This is a genomic window from Pseudomonas vlassakiae (assembly GCF_014269035.2).
Classification (GTDB): domain Bacteria; phylum Pseudomonadota; class Gammaproteobacteria; order Pseudomonadales; family Pseudomonadaceae; genus Aquipseudomonas; species Aquipseudomonas vlassakiae.
The window spans coordinates 20,676-37,379 of sequence record NZ_JABWRP020000014.1; the positions used below are offsets into that span (position 1 = coordinate 20,676).

The window sequence follows — 16,704 nt, forward strand, 5'->3', positions numbered from 1 at the left end:
GAAGACATGAAAACATTACTGCGTCTGTTGAAGAGTTTCTGGATTCTCCTGCCACTGCTGTGGCTGGTGAGCCTGTTGATCTGCTGGCTGGTTGCACCGCTGGTGCCCTGGCTGCGCCATCACGTACCCGAAGCGCTGGCGATCATCAGCGCCTGTTTCCTGTTGGTGATCGTGCTGCGCCAGTACCAGCGCATCCGCGCCGAGCACAACCTGGAAAACCTGCTGCAGATCGAGGTGGACCGCTCGTTGAATGCTGCGGGCGAGTTTCGTGACCAGCAGGTGCTGCGCGAACGCCTCAAGCACGCCATCGCCATGCTGCGCACCGACCGCTCGGCCGGTGGCGGTGGCAAGGCGGCGCTGTCCGACCTGCCGTGGTACCTGGTGGTCGGCATGTCGGCCGCTGGCAAGACCTCGCTGCTGACCCATTCGGGGCTGTCGGCGAGCATCGCCACGGCCAACGACAGCGAAAGCGGCACCCAGCACTGTGACTGGTACTTCAGCCCTGACGCCGTGATGATCGACACCGCCGGCCGCTACCTGCGCGACGACCAGTCGGCGAGCGAGTTTTCGGCGTTCCTGCGCATGTTGCGCAAGCAGCGGGGCAAGGCCGCGATCAACGGCCTAGTGCTGGTGGTCAGCCTGCCCGAACTGCTGGCCGCCAACAGCGATGAACGCAATGCCCTGGCTGCCCAGCTGGTAGCGCGAGTGGAAGAATACGCCGAATGCCTGGGCGCCAACCCGCCGGTCTACCTCATGCTGACCAAGACTGACCAGTTGCCGGGCTTCAACCAGGCGTTCGACGGCCTTGACCTGCACCAACGCCAGCAGCCGCTGGGCATGACTTTCGGCCTGTCCGAAATTCGCAACAATGGCCTGCACGCCGTGCTGCAAGCGCGCCTGAAGAACCTGCAGGGTCACATCCGTCAGCACGTCGACGCACAAATGATCGCCCTCGGTGCCGAGGCCGACAGCACCCTGCTGAACTTCCCGCAGTACTTCGCCGCCCTCAGCGGTGTGCTCGAACAGTTTCTCGAACACTTCACCCGTGGCCAGCATGGCGGCACCCCGCTGCTGCTGCGCGGCCTGTATTTCACCAGTGCGTTGCAGACCGACCAGCAGCTGGGGCGGGTCTATGAAGATGCCGTCGCCGACGAGTTCGCCCTCAAGGCTGCCTATGATGAAAGTGCTGCAACCGTCAGCAAGGCCGTGGGCAACCGCAGCTACTTCATCACCGACACCTTCCGCCGGGTAATCTTCCCCGACCGTGACTTGACCCTGTTCCAGTCGCGCATGGGCCGCCAGGCTGCCTTCAGCCCGCTGCTGCTGGGCCTGGCCGCCGTCACCGGGGTGGTGTTCATCGGCTGGCAGGCGCTGTCGTTCGCCAACAACCGTCAGTGGCTGGACAGCCTGCGCGGGCAACTGGCGCAAATCGAGCAGGCAGCAGACCGTGAGCAGTTGCTGGCCGCCGGCAAGGGCCTGGAAGTGCTGCGCGAACAGATGGCCACCGTCGAGGCCCATCGCCTGCAAGGTGTACCGCTGCAACTGGGTGCCGGCCTGTACCACGGCGAGGCAATCCACCAGGTGGCCCGCACCGCCTACCTGACGCAACTGCGCAGCCAGGCTCTGGAACCCATCGCCCGCAGCCTGCAAGTGCAGATGCGCGCCTTCAACACCTTCGCCAGCGGCATCAACCAGGCGCTGGAGTTCACCCCGGCGCCGCAGCCGAAGAAGCGCAATGGCAAGCCATTGGCGCCGGCTGTCGCCGCCAGGGCACAGGCTGCGCTGGGCAATACCCGCGTCGGCGCCTACGCCGCCAAGGTCAACCTGGCCACCGCCAGCGATGCTGCGGAAGTGTCGGCCACCACTGGCGGCCTGTCGCTGTCCGAGGAAATGCTCGGACGCCTTGACGAGCAGCAAGTGGCGTCGATCATCGACGCCTACAACACCCTCAAGCTGTACCTGCTGCTGACCGAGCCCCAGGCTCACCCGGATCCGGCGTTCGTCGCTGCCAACCTGCCCCAGGCCTGGGCCAACGCTGCCGGTGAAGGCACCCCGGCCGATGCCGGTGTGATCGAGGAGAACGCCCCGCTGTATGTGCAGCTGCTGGAACAGGGCGAGGCACCGTCGTTGCCACGTAACGAACAGCTGATCAACGAAACCCGGGAAAACCTCAAGTCGTTCATGATCTCCAGCTCGCTGGTCGATCGCGAATACCTGCGCCTGCAGCTTGAATCGAGCCGCCAGTTCCCAGCGCTGAGCCTCAACGACCTGGTGCCGCAACCGGGCCGCGCACTGCTGTACGGCTCCGCTGGCGTACCGGCGATCTACACTCGCCAGGGCTGGGACACCTTCGTCAAGCCCGAGCTGATCAAGCTGGTGTCGGGCAACCTGCGCAACGAGTCGGACTGGGTTCTGGATGGCGAAGGTGGCGATGCCATCGTGCAGAAGGCCAACTTCGTTCGCGAGTTCATGACCCGCTACAAACGTGACTACACCCAGGCCTGGTACAAGATGGTCAGCAGTGTCGGCGTGCGCCCCTTCGCCGACCTGGCCTCGGCCACCCAACAACTGGGCCTGCTCAGCGACGTGCAGAACTCGCCAGTCAAGAACCTGCTGGCGGCCGTCAATGACAACACCCAGTGGGACCTGCCGGTCAAGGCTGCCATCCCGGCGCAGGGTGCCACCCGCGAGGACGGTTTCTGGAGCAAGGTCAGCGGCCTGCTCGACAACAAAGACGCCCTCCCCGTCAACGTCGCTCCCGTCCTGCCGGCGGTCGATGACGGCAGCCTGGCCAAGCGCTTCGAGCCCGTGGCGCGGGTGTTCGCCGCGAACAATGCCGAGGGTGCCGACAGCACCATCATGGACCGTTACCTGGCCGCACTGCGCAAGCTGAAGGTACGCATGAACAACATCCAGCGCTCGCAGGATGTCGGCAAGAGCAGCAAGCAGCTGATCAGCGAAACCCTCGAGGGCCAGCCAAGCGAAGTGACCACCGTGCGCAACTATGTCGAGAGCAGCGTCGATACCAGCCAGGACGGCCTGTCGCGCTCGCTGCAGGGGCTGTTCAGCCTGCCGATCCAGTATGCCTGGGCGACGCTGCGCGACCCGGCAGGACAGCAGATCGCCAAAGCCTGGGCGCAGCAGATCGCCAAGCCGTGGGAGCAGGTCATGGCGCACCGTTACCCGATTGCCGGCGGCAGCCGCAACGAGGCGTCGGTGAAAGACCTGCAGCGTTTTGTCGACCCGGACAGCGGCCTGCTGCCGGCCTTCAAACGCAACGAAATCGGCAACCTGGCCGGCGGCGAAGGCCTGGGCGTGGGCGATGGCAAGGCACCGGCGCTGGTCAGGCCGGGCATGCTCAACAGCATCGACAAGGCCAGCTCGGTGGGCCAGGTGATCGCCAGCCTGTCAGACCGTGACAACGGTTTCGAGATCATGCTCGAACCTTCGGCCAGCTTTACCGACATCGTGTTCACCCTCGATGGCCAGGAGCAGCACTACCGCAACGGCCGCAGCAGCTGGAACCGCTTTGCCTGGCCTGGCACCAGCAATGCCCCGGGCGCGCGCCTGGACGTGGTCACCCTGAGCGGCGCACGGGTCACCGTGTTCGACTTCCCTGGGCGCTGGGGCCTGCTGCGCATGAACGAAAGCGCCCGGGTCGAAGACCTCGACGGCATCCAGCAGCGCTTCAGCTGGAACACCGCCAACGGCCGCGTGAGCCTGCTGGTACGTAACTTCGGCGGGGTCAAGCTGACCGACCTGGGTGACGTCAAGGCCCTCAGCGCCCTCAACGACAGGGGCGCGCAATGATCGGATGCTTCGGCAAGCTCCCGTCGAGCGCGGACTTCGTCAGCCTGCATGGGGCGGCGGAGGAAGTCTGCGAGTTCGACGCCTGGCTGCAGTCCTCGCTGGCGGCCATGCGCCACCGCGAAGACTGGCAGGCGTTGTTCGACGCATTGCCGAGGTGCTTCTTCAACTACCGTGCACGCAACGGCAACTGGCTGCTCGGTGGCCTGCTCAGCTCGCGTGACACCAGCCAGCGGCGCTATCCGTTCTTCATCTTCCAGCTGCTCAAGGGCGAGGAAGGTACGGCGTTGCTCAATCCGTTCACCCTGGGTGAGCTGTTCAGCGCGCAGATCAAGCCATTGATGCAGCAGGCGGTGCAAGGCGCCGACAGCGCCGGCCTGTTCGAGCGGATCAAGGCCCTGCGCCCGCTGCAGGCCCAGGACCTCGACCTGTTCCGCCGGGTGCACGCCAAGTTCCTGCACGACTTCAGCTTTGCCGATGTCGCCCGCGCCTTGCACGGTTCCTGGCCAAGCTTCGACAGCGCCACTGCGCTGGCGCGGCTGCAGGCCAGCCATACCGCGCTGCATGCAGACTTCGACGGCGGCCTCGAACTGCCGCTGCCGGCCGAGCGCGGCCTGAAGAACCCCACGGCCGATCTCTGGCTGACCTGGCTGACGCGCATGAGCGGCCACCCGAGCGTGCCAGCGGTGAGCCTGCTGGCCGACGACTTCATGCACCCACGGCTGTTTTGCTTCCCCTCGCGCCACACCAGCAGCGCTTATCGCCTGCTCAGCGGCTGCGCCGACGCGCATCAGCACCTGGCGATGCTTGGCCCGCTGGCGGCGGCACCGCGCAAACATGACTATGACCGACCTCTTGAACACGTCATCGACCAGTTCGTCGATGCGCTGGATGCGACGCCCGTATGAACAAGATCAAGTACTACTGCCTGCGTTACCAACCCTACCTGCTGGGGGTCGCGTTCTTCCTGGCGATCTTCCTGGTCTGGGCCATCGGCCGCGCCCTGGGCTTCGCCTCGCTGCACAGCCTGCTGGCAGGTATCGGCGTGTTCCTGCTGCTGTCGGCGGGCTATGTACTGCTGCTGTACCGGGGTGCCGGCCAGCACCACAACCTCGAAGGCCTGCTGCGCGACGACGCCGACCAGGCCGTGCTCAATGCCACCCCGGCCGACCGTGAAGAAATCAGCCTGCTGCGCGAGCGCCTGCTGCAGAGCATCGAGCGCCTGCACAGCAACAAGCCGCGTGGCACCGCCGCCAAGGATGCGCTGTACACCCTGCCCTGGTACCTGGTAATCGGCCAGCCGGCCGCAGGCAAAAGCACCATGATTCTGCAATCGGGCCTGAACTTCCCCTATGCCGAGCGCGAAGGTGCACGGGTTTCGGGCCTGGGTGGCACCCGAAACTGCGACTGGTTCTTCAGCTCCGAAGCGGTACTGCTGGACACTGCCGGGCGTTACATGAACAGCCCCGAAGAAGCCGGCAAGTGGCGCGGCTTCCTGCAACTGCTGCGTCAACATCGCCAGCGCCGCCCGCTCAATGGCCTGATCGTCAGCGTCAGCATCGCCGACATCCTGCACGGTTCGGCCGAAGACCAGGAACGCGTGGCCAAGCGCCTGCGCGAACGCATTCAGGAAAGCTGCGCACTGCTGGAAGTGCGCCTGCCGATCTACCTGGTGTTCACCAAGTGCGACCTGATCCCCGGCTTCACCCCGTTCTACCGCCAGCTGGACGATGTCGCACGTGGCGAAGTGATGGGCAAGACCTTCTCGCACAAGGGTTACGAGCAGGCCGATTGGGGCCAGCGCTTCGGCAAGGCGATGGACGAGCTGACCGGTTACTGGCAGCAAGTCGCAAGCCAGCAGCTGGTGCAGCAGGACATCCAGGTGACCCGGCAGAATGACGCCGCCTACCGCTTCCCGCTGGAGCTGGCTGCGCTCAAGCCGCGCCTGCAACGGTTCGTCGACAGCCTGCTGCGAGCCAACCCTTACCAGAATGCGGAAATGCTCCGCGGCTTCTATTTCACCGCAGCGCTGGAGGCTGACGAAGCCCGCTGGGGCAGCCACGGCCAGCAGGTGGCCGAACGTTTTGCCCTGGAACACGACGCCAACGCCGCCGGTACCGGCAGCCACCCCGCGCCATTGTTCATCAACAGCCTGTTCCGCAAGGTGATCATCCCCGACCAGCACTTGGTGGCGCTGTACACCAGCAACCATCGCGAACGCCGGCGCAAGGCCGCCTGGGTGGGCGCTGCCAGCCTGGCGGGCCTGGTGCTGTGCAGCCTGTGGGGCTGGTCGTACCTGAACAACCGCGCCACGTTGGCGAGCATCTCCGGCGAACTGGCCCAGGCCAAGGCCGAAGACAAGGCTGCCAGCGGCCAATACACCGCCTGGCGCAGCCTTGACCGCCTGCGTTTCTGGACTGCGCACTACTACCAGCAGCACCACGAACAGGGCGTGCCCCTGGGCATGCGCCTGGGCCTGTACCACGGCCATCAGGTGGAGCCGATCCTGCGCACCCGCTACTTCGCCACCCTGCAGAACGTGATGCTCAAGCCCACGGCCGACAACCTCACCCGCACCCTGTACCTGCTGACCACGCTCAAGGTCTACCAGCGCAACGCCCGTGAGCTGCAGCCGGTGAGCGGGGTCGACAGCGTCCAGGTCGAAGCGCTGCCGCATGACAACCGCGCCCAGTCGATCGCCGACTTCGGCAAAGCGACCCTGGACACCTACGTGATGCTCTCGCCAGCCCAGCGCGAGAAGGCCGACCCGGCGTTCCTCAAGGCGCGCCTGCCGGACTACTGGTACCCGGCCATCGCCCGCCAGACTGGCAAGAGCATGGCGGCAGCCAGCAGCGAAGGCGGCAACCAGGACTACCTGTATGCCAGCCGCCAGATCAACTTCTACAGTGACCAGATCCGTGAGCCGGACGTGCCACGCATCCTCGACAACGCCTTCCTGATGTCCAGTTCGCGCAACTACATCGACAGCCTGCGGGCCCAGTCGCTGCGCTCGATCGAGACCATCACGCTGGAGTCCGACACGCTGTTCGCCTTTGGCCGCGCCGACTTCCAGAGCCTGAAGAACGAAGGCCAGAACCAGCTGAGCGCCATCGCCAGCAAACTGCTCAATACCCCCAACATCGGCAAGATCGTCATTTCTGGCCACGCCGACCAGCTCGGCGACAGCCAGGGCAACCTGCAGGTGTCCAGGCAACGGGCACAGACCATTCGCACCTACCTGGTCGGCAAGGGCGTGCCCGCCGAGCTGGTGGTCGCCCAGGGTGAAGGCAGCCGCAAGCCGCTGGTCAACTGCGACATGCAACAGCCACGGGCGCAGCTGATCAAGTGCCTGGAGCCCAACCGAAGGGTGGAAATCGAAGTGCGCGGGCTCAACTGAGGCCGCCTCGCAAGAACCGGCCACCCGGGCCTCACAGGAGGAGGCCCGGAGGGCGGCAAGCTACCTCTGCCGACGTGTTCGGCGAGGTCAAAACCAAGGGGTGCATGAGCAACCCTTCAAATGATGTTAATGGAGAGTTTCACAATGGCTTTTGACGCGTATATCCAAATCGACGGTATCCCAGGCGAAGTACTGGACGACAAGCACAAGGACTGGATCGAAGTGCTGGGCTACGAGTACGGCGCCACCCAGGCCACCTCGGCGACCGCCAGCTCCTCCGGCGGTGCGTCCTCCGAGCGTGTTGCCCTGAGCGACTTCAAGATCCGCAAGGCAGTCGACAAGGCTTCGGCCAAGCTGTTCGAACACTGCTGCACCGGCAAGCACATCGCCAAGCTGAAGCTGAACGTCAACCGTGCCGGTGGCGACAAAATCACCTACCTGACCATCGACATGGAAGAAGTCGTGGTGTCGTCGGTCAAGTTCGTCGCCGGTGGCAACCAGAACGGTGAAGACAAGTCGGTAAGCGACCTGCCGATCGAAGAGATCAGCTTCAACTTCGCCCGCATCAAGACCACCTACACCCAGCAGAACCGCACCGACGGCCAAGCTGGTGGCAACATCGTCGGTGGCTGGGACCGCACCAAGAACAAAGTGTTCGCTTAAGTACTTGCTTGCCCATGGGCCGCGCAGGCGGCCCATGTTCCGCAGCGTGCCGGCTGGCCCGGCGCGCTGCTTCCCTCCCCTGACCAGAGTGTTTTATGCCTGAAATCCTCAATGACCTTTCGCTGGCCGAGCTGGCCGCACCGATCGACGGTGGCAGTGGCGAAGACTTGAGCTTCTCCGCCTTGTTCGACCAGATCAAGGAGGCGCGCCGGGCAGACCCTGACTACCTGACCCAGGGCGACTGGCAGACCGACCTGAAAACCGCCGACTGGGAACAGGTCATCGCCCTTTCGGCCCAGGGGCTGGCGCAACAGAGCAAGGACCTGATGCTGGTCGCCTGGCTCTGTGAAGGCCTGGCCCAACGCGAGCATTTCGAAGGCATCAGTTTCGGCCTGGAGCTGACCGAACGCATCCTCGACACGTTCTGGGACAGCGTCTATCCGTCGCTCGAAGACGGCCTGGAGGAGCGCGCCGCGCGACTTTCCTGGCTCAAGACCACGCTCACCGACATTGCCGGTGGCTTGCCCATTACCCAAGGGCAGAATTTTGGCGTGCTGCGCTATGACGAATCACGCCATGTAGAAAACCTCGCCTTGCAGAACCCCAAGGCGATGCAGACTGCGCTGAACGAAGGCAAGATCAATGCCGAGATCTTCCAGCGCTCGGTCGCCTTGAGCGATACCGAGCACTTGCGCGCCAAGGCCTTGCAGATTGCCGCCAGCCTGCAGGCCTGCAACCGCCTGCAGGCTTGCACCGACCGCCTGTTCGGCCACGAGGCGCCCAGCTTCGCCAGCCTCGCCGACATGCTGTCGCGTGCCAGCCAGCTGGCCGAAAAACTGCTCAAGGACCGCGGCGTCGAACTGCACCCGGTTGTCACCCCGGCTGCAGAACCCGTCGCCACCGTTGCCCCCTCCAGCGAAGCAGGTGAACCGATGAACACGCCCGTCCAGGCCACCGCGCCTGCGCCCATGCGCACCACGCCCCTGACCCGCGACGAGGCCTTCACCATGCTCGCGGGCATTGCCCAGTTCTTCAAGCAGAGCGAGCCGCAAAGCCCGGTGCCCTACCTGATCGAACGCGCCATCAAGTGGGGCAACATGCCGCTGGAAGGCTGGCTGAGCGATGTGATCAAGGACAGTAACGTGGTCGATAACATCCGCGATGTGCTGGGTACCCGCGACCCCAGGTCCTGACCTCGCGTCAGGCTTGCCGGCTTCTTCGCGGGTAAACCCGCGAAGAAGCCGGCACAGCCACCGAAAATGCTGCTACTTTGGGCGTTACTCATTACCAAGGACCGCCCCATGTCGCCCCGCCAGCCCACTTCCACCGGCTTCATCCGCGTCCGTGGCGCCCGCGAGCACAACCTCAAGAACATCGACGTCGATATCCCCCGCGACGCCCTGGTGGTGTTCACCGGAGTGTCCGGCTCGGGCAAGTCTTCGCTGGCCTTTTCCACCCTCTACGCCGAAGCCCAGCGCCGCTACTTCGAATCGGTCGCCCCCTATGCCCGGCGCCTGATCGACCAGGTCGGCGTGCCGGACGTCGATGCCATCGAAGGCCTGCCCCCGGCGGTGGCCTTGCAACAGCAACGCGGCACGCCCAGCGCGCGCTCGTCGGTGGGCAGCGTCACCACGCTTTCCAGCTCGATCCGCATGCTCTACTCGCGCGCCGGCAGCTACTCGGCCGGGCAGCCGATGCTGTACGCCGAGGACTTTTCGCCCAATACCCCGCAAGGCGCCTGCCCCGAATGCCATGGGCTGGGCCGGGTCTACGAGGTGACCGAGGCGACCATGGTCCCCGACCCGTCGCTGACCATCCGCGAGCGTGCAGTGGCAGCGTGGCCGATGGCCTGGCAGGGGCAGAACCTGCGCGACATCCTGGTGACCCTGGGCTATGACATCGACATCCCCTGGCGCGACCTGCCGCAGGAGCAGCGCGACTGGATTCTCTACACCGAAGAGACACCGACGGTACCGGTGTACGCCGGCCTGACACCGGCACAGACCCGCGCCGCACTCAAGCGCAAGCTGGAACCGAGCTACCAGGGCACCTTCAGTGGTGCCCGGCGCTATGTGCTGCATACCTTCATGCACTCGCAGAGCGCACAGATGCGCAAGCGCGTGTCGCAGTACATGCGCCCCAGCCCGTGCCCGCTGTGCCAGGGCAAACGGCTCAAGCGTGCGGCGCTGGACGTGACCTTCGCCGGCCGCGACATCGGCGAGCTGTCGCGGCTGCCGTTGCAGGCACTGGCCGAGGTGTTCCGCCAGGTTGCAGCGCCGGGCTACCTGGAGCAGCACGACGACAACCTGACCCTGGAAAAGCGCCTGGCCGCGCAACGCATCGCCCATGAACTGCTGGAACGTATCGACACCCTGATCGACCTGGGCCTGGGTTACCTGGCACTGGAGCGCAGCACGCCGACGCTGTCGTTCGGCGAGCTGCAACGCCTGCGCCTGGCCACCCAGCTCAACTCGCAGCTGTTCGGCGTGATCTACGTCCTCGACGAACCCTCCGCCGGCCTGCACCCGGCCGACAGCGAAGCGCTGTTCGAGGCCTTGCAGCGGCTCAAGCAGGCGGGCAACTCGGTGTATGTGGTGGAGCATGACCTGGACACCATGCGCCGCGCCGACTGGCTGGTGGACGTCGGCCCCGCCGCGGGCGAGCATGGCGGGCAGATTCTCTACAGTGGCCCGCCGGCCGGCCTGGGGCAGGTCGAAGCCTCACGTACTGCCGCCTACCTGTTCGCCGAGCAGCAGCGCCATGCGCGCACGCCACGCCAGCCACACGACTGGCTGGTGCTGGAAGGCATCACCCGCAACAACCTCGACAACCTCAGCGCCCGCTTCCCGCTGGGCTGCTTCACCTCGGTCACGGGTATTTCCGGTTCGGGCAAGTCGAGCCTGGTCAGCCAGGCCCTGCTGGAGCTGGTCGGTGCCCACCTCGGTCATGCCGAGCACAAGGCCGAGGCTGACGAGCAAAGCCTTGAAGACGAGCCCGAGCAATACAGCGCCGGGCGTGTCACTGCCGGCCTCGACAGCATCAGGCGGCTGGTGCAGGTGGACCAGAAGCCGATCGGCCGCACGCCACGCTCCAACCTGGCAACCTACACCGGGCTGTTCGATCATGTGCGCAAGCTGTTCGCCGCCACCGAACAGGCCAAGGCCCACGGTTTCGATGCCGGGCGTTTCTCGTTCAACGTGGCCAAGGGCCGTTGCGAGCACTGCGAGGGCGAGGGCTTCGTCAGCGTCGAACTGCTGTTCATGCCCAGCGTCTACGCGCCCTGCCCGGTCTGCCACGGCGCTCGCTACAACCCCGAGACGCTGGCGGTGAGCTGGCAAGGCATGAACATCGCCCAGGTGCTGCAACTGACGGTCGAGCAGGCGCTGGAGGTGTTCGCCGAGCAGCCGGCGGCACGCCGTTGCCTGCAGGTGCTGCAGGACATCGGCCTGGGCTACCTGCGCCTGGGGCAGCCGGCGACCGAGCTCTCCGGTGGCGAGGCGCAGCGGATCAAACTGGCCACCGAGCTGCAGCGCGTGGCCCGGGGGGCGACCTTGTACGTGCTGGACGAACCTACCAACGGGCTGCACCCGCAGGATATCGACCGCTTGCTGGTGCAGCTCAACCGCTTGGTCGAGGCCGGGCACAGCGTGGTGGTGGTCGAGCATGACATGCGTGTGGTGGCGCAAAGTGACTGGGTGATCGACATCGGGCCGGGGGCTGGGGATGCCGGCGGTCGGGTGGTGATCAGTGGTACCCCGCAGCAGGTGGCTGGGTGTGAGGATAGCCGGACTGCCGAGTTTCTTGCCCGGGCCTTATAGCGCCTGTGCCGGCCCTTCGCGGCTAAAGCCGCTCCTACAGCCGCGAAGGGCCGGCACAGGAGAAAAAATCCTTCCTATACTTCCCTTGGCATCCTTGCGTGCCGACTGCCCAAAATCGCAATACCTCACATAACAACAACCGAGGTGGCAAATGGTCTGGCAGCAAATCTACGATCCGTTCGCAAACCCCGTGCTCTCGACGCTCATGGCCGCCGTACCGGTGGTGGTGATGCTGGCGGCACTGGCCTTCTTCCACATCAAAGCGCACATCGCCGCCCTGCTCGCCCTGGGCTCGGCGCTGCTGATCTCGGTCTTCGCCTTCGGCATGCCGGCCAGCATGGCCGGTTCCGCGGCGTTGTACGGCGCGGCCAACGGCCTGCTGCCGATCGGCTGGATCGTGCTCAACATCATCTTCCTGCACCGGCTCACCACCGAGAACGGCTCGTTCAAGGTGCTGCAGGATTCGCTGGCGCGCATCACCGACGATCGCCGCCTGCAACTGCTGCTGATCGCCTTCTGCTTCGGTGCGTTCTTCGAGGGTGCGGCCGGCTTCGGCACGCCGGTGGCGGTGACCGGGGCGATCCTCATCGGCCTGGGCTTCTCGCCGCTGGCGGCGTCCGGGCTGGCGTTGATCGCCAACACTGCGCCGGTGGCATTCGGCGCGCTCGGCACGCCGATCATCACCCTGGCCAAGGTCACCGGGCTGGATGAAATGGAACTGTCGGCCATGGTCGGTCGGCAACTGCCGTTCTTTTCGGTGATCGTGCCGTTCTGGCTGATCTGGGCCTTTGCCGGCTGGCGCAAGATGCTCGAAGTTTGGCCGGCGATCCTGGTGGCCGGGGTCACGTTCGCAGTGCCGCAGTACCTGGTGTCGAACTTCCACGGGCCGATGCTGGTGGACGTGATCGCCGCGCTGATCTCCATGGCCTGCCTCACCGGCTTCCTGCGGGTGTGGAAGCCGGCCACTGTGCATACCTCGGCGGCGCTCACCGGGCGGGTCGACAATTCCAAGGTCGAAGACGACGGCAAGGCCGCTGCCGCGACGACCTTCACCCAGAGCGGGCAGCGCAGCGTGTTCAAGGCCTGGTTGCCCTGGATCATCCTGACCGTGTTCGTGTTCGCCTGGGGCACGGCGGGCTTCAAGAACCTGTTCGACACCCGCCCGGCACTCGACCCGGCCAGCGGCGCGGCGATGCTCGACCCGCAGGGCAAGCCACTGCGTGAAGCCAACCCGGTGTTCGCCCCGGTATTCACCTTTGACTCGATCCACCAGCAGATCGAAAAAGTGCCACCCGTGGTGCCCGCACCGAAGAAAGAAGACGCCCAGTACAAGTTCACCTGGTTCACCGCCACCGGCAGCGGCATCTTCCTCGCGGCCATCCTCGGCGGGCTGTTGATGGGGTATTCGCCGCTGGAGCTGGGGCGGCAATACCTGCGCACGCTGTGGGTGGTGCGCTATTCGCTGATCACCATCGTCGCGATGCTGGCGCTGGGCTTTCTCACGCGCTACTCGGGGCTGGACGCGACCATGGGGCTCGCGTTCGCCGCCACGGGCATCTTCTACCCGATGTTCGGCACCCTGCTCGGTTGGCTCGGCGTGGCGCTTACCGGCTCGGACACGGCCTCCAACGTGCTGTTCGGCGGCCTGCAGCGGGTGACGGCGGAGCAGCTGGGGCTGAGCCCGGTGCTGATGGCAGCCGCCAACAGCTCCGGTGGGGTGATGGGCAAGATGGTCGATGCGCAGTCGATCGTCGTGGCCTCCACCGCGACCCGCTGGTACGGGCATGAGGGCGAGATCCTGCGTTATGTGTTCTTCCACTCGATCGTGCTGGCGGTGCTGGTGGGCTGCCTGGTGACCTTGCAGGCGTATGTAGCGCCGTTCACGGCCATGGTGGTGGGCCATTAAGGGTAAGCGTCGAGTTTGTCAGCGCCTGTGAGATCGAGCGCCGCCCGCGCGGCGCATCGCGGATGAATCCGCTCCTACAGTTTGTGGAACGTGCCGAACCTGTTACGCCATGGTTGCCAGCCTTGACCTCACAGGCATGGCCACGTTGCAACTAGCTGTAGGAGCGGATTCATCCGCGATGCGCCGCGCGGGCGGCGCTAGACCTCACAGGCGCAATAAATCTCAAGGCGAACACCTGTTTCCACACCCATACCCCCTCAAGTACAGTCGGTGCCATGGATAAATACACCCCACGCCAGTGGCTCCCGCACGAGAAGCCCAGCCTCCCCGGCTCCCCTTCCACGCCCCTGCACACGCCGGCCAAGCGCCTGGCGTTCGGCGTGGTTGGCCTGCTGGTGGCCATTACCGGCGGCCTGGGTAACGCACTGGTCACCGCCAACCTGGTATTCCTGCAAGGCGCGCTGGGCGCGACCAGCGCCGAGATGGCCTGGTTGCCGGCGGCCTATGTGATGACCAACGTGTCGATCAACCTGCTGCTGGTCAAGTTTCGCCAGCAGTTCGGCCTACGCGCCTTCACCGAGGTGTTCCTGGTGCTCTACGCCCTGGTCACCTTCGCCCACCTGTTTGTCAACGACCTCAACTCGGCCATCGCCGTGCGCGCCGCCCATGGCATGGTCGGCGCAGCGCTCAGTTCGCTGGGCCTTTACTACATGATCCAGGCATTCCCTGAACGCTGGCGGCTCAAGGCCATGGTGCTGGGCCTGGGGGCCTCGCAATTGGCCCTGCCGCTGGCGCGGATCTTCTCCGAAGACCTGCTGCAGATCGCCGAATGGCGTGGCCTTTACCTGTTCGAACTGGGCCTGGCACTGGCCGCGCTGGGCTGCGTGTTGCTACTCAAGCTGCCGCCCGGTGACCGCTTCAAGACGTTCGAGCCGCTGGACTTTCTCACCTTTACCTTGATGGCCGGCGGCGTCGCCCTGCTGTGCGCCGCGCTGTCGCTCGGGCGTATCGACTGGTGGCTGGAAGCGCCCTGGATCGGCGTCGCCCTGGCCGCTTCGATCGCCTTGATCTTCACTGGCCTGGCGATCGAGCATAACCGCCAGAACCCGCTGCTGATGACACGCTGGCTGGGCAGTGGCGCGATCATCCGCCTGGGCTTGTGCGTCATCCTGATCCGCATGGTCACCTCGGAGCAATCCACCGGCGCCGTGGGCTTTCTGCAACTGCTGAACATGGGCAGCGAGCAGATGCGCTCGCTGTACTGGATCATGCTGCTCGGCGCCGTGGCGGGCCTGGCCACCAGCGCATTGACCATCGATCCCAAGCACCTGGTGATCCCGCTGTTCATCTCGTTGCTGGCGATGGCCACCGGGGCGTTCATGGACAGCAGCTCAAGCAACCTCACGCGCCCGGCACAGATGTACTTCAGCCAGTTCCTGCTGGCCTTCGGCAGCACCTTCTTCCTCGGCCCGTCCATGGCCCTGGGCATCAGCCACGTGCGTGCCAACCCACGCAACCTGGTGAGTTTCTCGGTGCTGTTCGGCATCTGCAACAACCTCGGCGGCCTGATCGGCGCAGCGCTGCTGGGCACCTTCCAGACCTGGCGCGAGAAGTTCCACTCCAGCCACCTGATGGACCGCCTCAGCTACCTCGAACCGCTGGTCAATGCCCGCGTGCAAAGTGGCGGCGCCGGTTACGCCGGGGTCCTCGCCGACCCGGCATTGCGCAGCGAGGCCGGCATGCGCGTGCTGGCCAGCGCCGCCACCCGCGAGGCCAACGTGATGGCCTACAACGACGTGTTCGTACTGATCGGCAGCATCGCCGTGCTGACCATGATCTGGATTACCCTTCGCGGCTCCTGGCTCTGGTATGTCGCCCGCCAGGCTGCTTCATCCGACTCCACCCGCGGTACTGCCCACCAATGACCGAACAAACCCGCACCACGACCACCACCGCCATCGCCGAAACCCCGGAAGGCAGCACACCGCCCAGCGAACCGACCAGCCCGGTGCGCACACGGCGGGTGCGCATCCTGTCCTCGATCAGCTTCGCCTGTGTGGCCCTGGCCGGCATCCTGCTGGTGCTCTACGCCTGGAACCTGCCACCCTTCAGCAGCACCATCGAAAGCACCGAAAACGCCCTGGTCCGCGGCCAGGTGACGATCATCGGCCCGCAGCTGAGCGGCTATGTCGTCGACGTGCCGGTGCATGACTTCCAGTTCGTCAAGGCCGGCGACCTGCTGGTGCAGCTGGACGACCGCATCTACAAACAGCGCCTGGCCCAGGCCATCGCCCAACTGCAACAGCAGCAGGCCGCGCTGGCCAACAACCTGCAGCAGCGCAACAGTGCCGAAGCCACCATCGCCCAGCGCCAGGCGGCGATCGGCGATGCCGCGGCCCAGGCGACCAAGGCCAAGGCGGACCTCGGCCGCAACCAGGCTCTGGTCAGCGATGGTTCGGTGTCGCGCAGCGCGCTGGACCTGGCCCGCGCCAGCGAGGCTGCCGCCGTCGCCAGCCTGGCCCAGGCCAAGGCCGCGCTGGAAATCGCCCGCCAGGACCGCGAAACGGTGATCGTCAACCGCGCCTCGCTGGAGGCCTCGGTGGAAAACGCCAAGGCCGCCGTCGAACTGGCCCGCATCGACCTCGACAACACCCGCGTCACCGCCCCGCGTGACGGCCAGCTGGGGCAGATCGGCACGCGCCTGGGGGCCTACGTCAACTCGGGCGCGCAACTGATGGCGCTGGTGCCCGATACCCTGTGGGTGATCGCCAACATGAAGGAAACCCAGATGGCCGACGTGCGTATCGGCCAGCCGGTGAGCTTCACGGTCGATGCCTTGAACCACCTCAAGCTGTACGGCCATGTGCAACAGATTTCGCCGGCCACCGGCTCGGAGTTCGCCCTGCTGCAGGCCGACAATGCCACGGGCAACTTCGTCAAGATCGCCCAGCGCATCCCCGTGCGTATCACCGTCGACCCCGACCAACCGGATGCTGCGCGCTTGCGCCCGGGGATGTCAGTGGTGGTCAGCATCGATACCCGGGAGCCGCAAGGGCATCATTGAGCACCGCTTTGTGAACCCTGTCCAGATGCCGTACTGCCATGATTGCGCC

Annotated in this window: 9 protein-coding genes; all 9 read left to right on the forward strand. The window is 65.5% G+C overall.

The window, feature by feature from the left end; genetic code table 11:
- The first annotated feature begins 6 nt into the window (after positions 1-6).
- Positions 7-3,810 carry a type VI secretion protein IcmF/TssM N-terminal domain-containing protein gene (locus tag HU738_RS18095; RefSeq protein ID WP_186603911.1) on the forward strand — a complete coding sequence of 1,268 codons (3,804 nt, stop codon included), beginning with the start codon at positions 7-9 and terminating at the stop codon, positions 3,808-3,810.
- A complete protein-coding gene (gene tagF, locus HU738_RS18100) occupies positions 3,807-4,715 on the forward strand; it encodes a type VI secretion system-associated protein TagF (protein ID WP_186603910.1) in 909 nt (302 codons plus the stop codon). Before HU738_RS18095 ends, tagF begins: the two co-directional genes overlap by 4 nt.
- The gene (gene tssM / locus HU738_RS18105; RefSeq protein ID WP_186603909.1) at positions 4,712-7,204 is read left to right on the forward strand and encodes a type VI secretion system membrane subunit TssM; all 2,493 of its coding nucleotides are present in this window, start codon (positions 4,712-4,714) and stop codon (positions 7,202-7,204) included. The genes tagF and tssM overlap by 4 nt, the downstream gene beginning before the upstream one ends.
- 144 nt (positions 7,205-7,348) lie before the next feature.
- Positions 7,349-7,867 carry an Hcp family type VI secretion system effector gene (locus HU738_RS18110; RefSeq protein WP_176507259.1) on the forward strand — a complete coding sequence of 173 codons (519 nt, stop codon included), beginning with the start codon at positions 7,349-7,351 and terminating at the stop codon, positions 7,865-7,867.
- A gap of 95 nt (positions 7,868-7,962) precedes the next feature.
- Positions 7,963-9,060: a type VI secretion system protein TssA gene (gene tssA, locus HU738_RS18115; RefSeq protein WP_186603908.1), complete on the forward strand. Its 1,098-nt coding sequence runs from the start codon at positions 7,963-7,965 to the stop codon at positions 9,058-9,060.
- Between the two features lie 108 nt (positions 9,061-9,168).
- Entirely contained in the window at positions 9,169-11,685 is a 2,517-nt protein-coding gene (uvrA, locus tag HU738_RS18120; protein WP_186603907.1) for an excinuclease ABC subunit UvrA, read from the forward strand.
- A gap of 151 nt (positions 11,686-11,836) precedes the next feature.
- Entirely contained in the window at positions 11,837-13,591 is a 1,755-nt protein-coding gene (locus tag HU738_RS18125) for an L-lactate permease (RefSeq protein ID WP_186603906.1), read from the forward strand.
- Positions 13,592-13,866: 275 nt separating this feature from the next.
- Positions 13,867-15,516, forward strand: a complete 1,650-nt coding sequence (locus HU738_RS18130; protein ID WP_186603905.1) for an MFS transporter — start codon at positions 13,867-13,869, stop codon at positions 15,514-15,516.
- A complete protein-coding gene (locus HU738_RS18135) occupies positions 15,513-16,655 on the forward strand; it encodes an HlyD family secretion protein (protein WP_176507264.1) in 1,143 nt (380 codons plus the stop codon). Before HU738_RS18130 ends, HU738_RS18135 begins: the two co-directional genes overlap by 4 nt.
- Positions 16,656-16,704: the final 49 nt, after the last annotated feature.

What these genes read in the sequence shown, in the direction of transcription:
- tagF (WP_186603910.1), top strand. Translation starts at nt 3,807, where the DNA reads ATGATCGGATGCTTCGGCAAGCTCCCGTCGAGCGCGGACTTCGTCAGC.
- HU738_RS18130 (WP_186603905.1), top strand. Translation starts at nt 13,867, where the DNA reads ATGGATAAATACACCCCACGCCAGTGGCTCCCGCACGAGAAGCCCAGC.
- uvrA (WP_186603907.1), top strand. Translation starts at nt 9,169, where the DNA reads ATGTCGCCCCGCCAGCCCACTTCCACCGGCTTCATCCGCGTCCGTGGC.
- tssA (WP_186603908.1), top strand. Translation starts at nt 7,963, where the DNA reads ATGCCTGAAATCCTCAATGACCTTTCGCTGGCCGAGCTGGCCGCACCG.
- HU738_RS18135 (WP_176507264.1), top strand. Translation starts at nt 15,513, where the DNA reads ATGACCGAACAAACCCGCACCACGACCACCACCGCCATCGCCGAAACC.
- HU738_RS18125 (WP_186603906.1), top strand. Translation starts at nt 11,837, where the DNA reads ATGGTCTGGCAGCAAATCTACGATCCGTTCGCAAACCCCGTGCTCTCG.
- HU738_RS18095 (WP_186603911.1), top strand. Translation starts at nt 7, where the DNA reads ATGAAAACATTACTGCGTCTGTTGAAGAGTTTCTGGATTCTCCTGCCA.
- tssM (WP_186603909.1), top strand. Translation starts at nt 4,712, where the DNA reads ATGAACAAGATCAAGTACTACTGCCTGCGTTACCAACCCTACCTGCTG.
- HU738_RS18110 (WP_176507259.1), top strand. Translation starts at nt 7,349, where the DNA reads ATGGCTTTTGACGCGTATATCCAAATCGACGGTATCCCAGGCGAAGTA.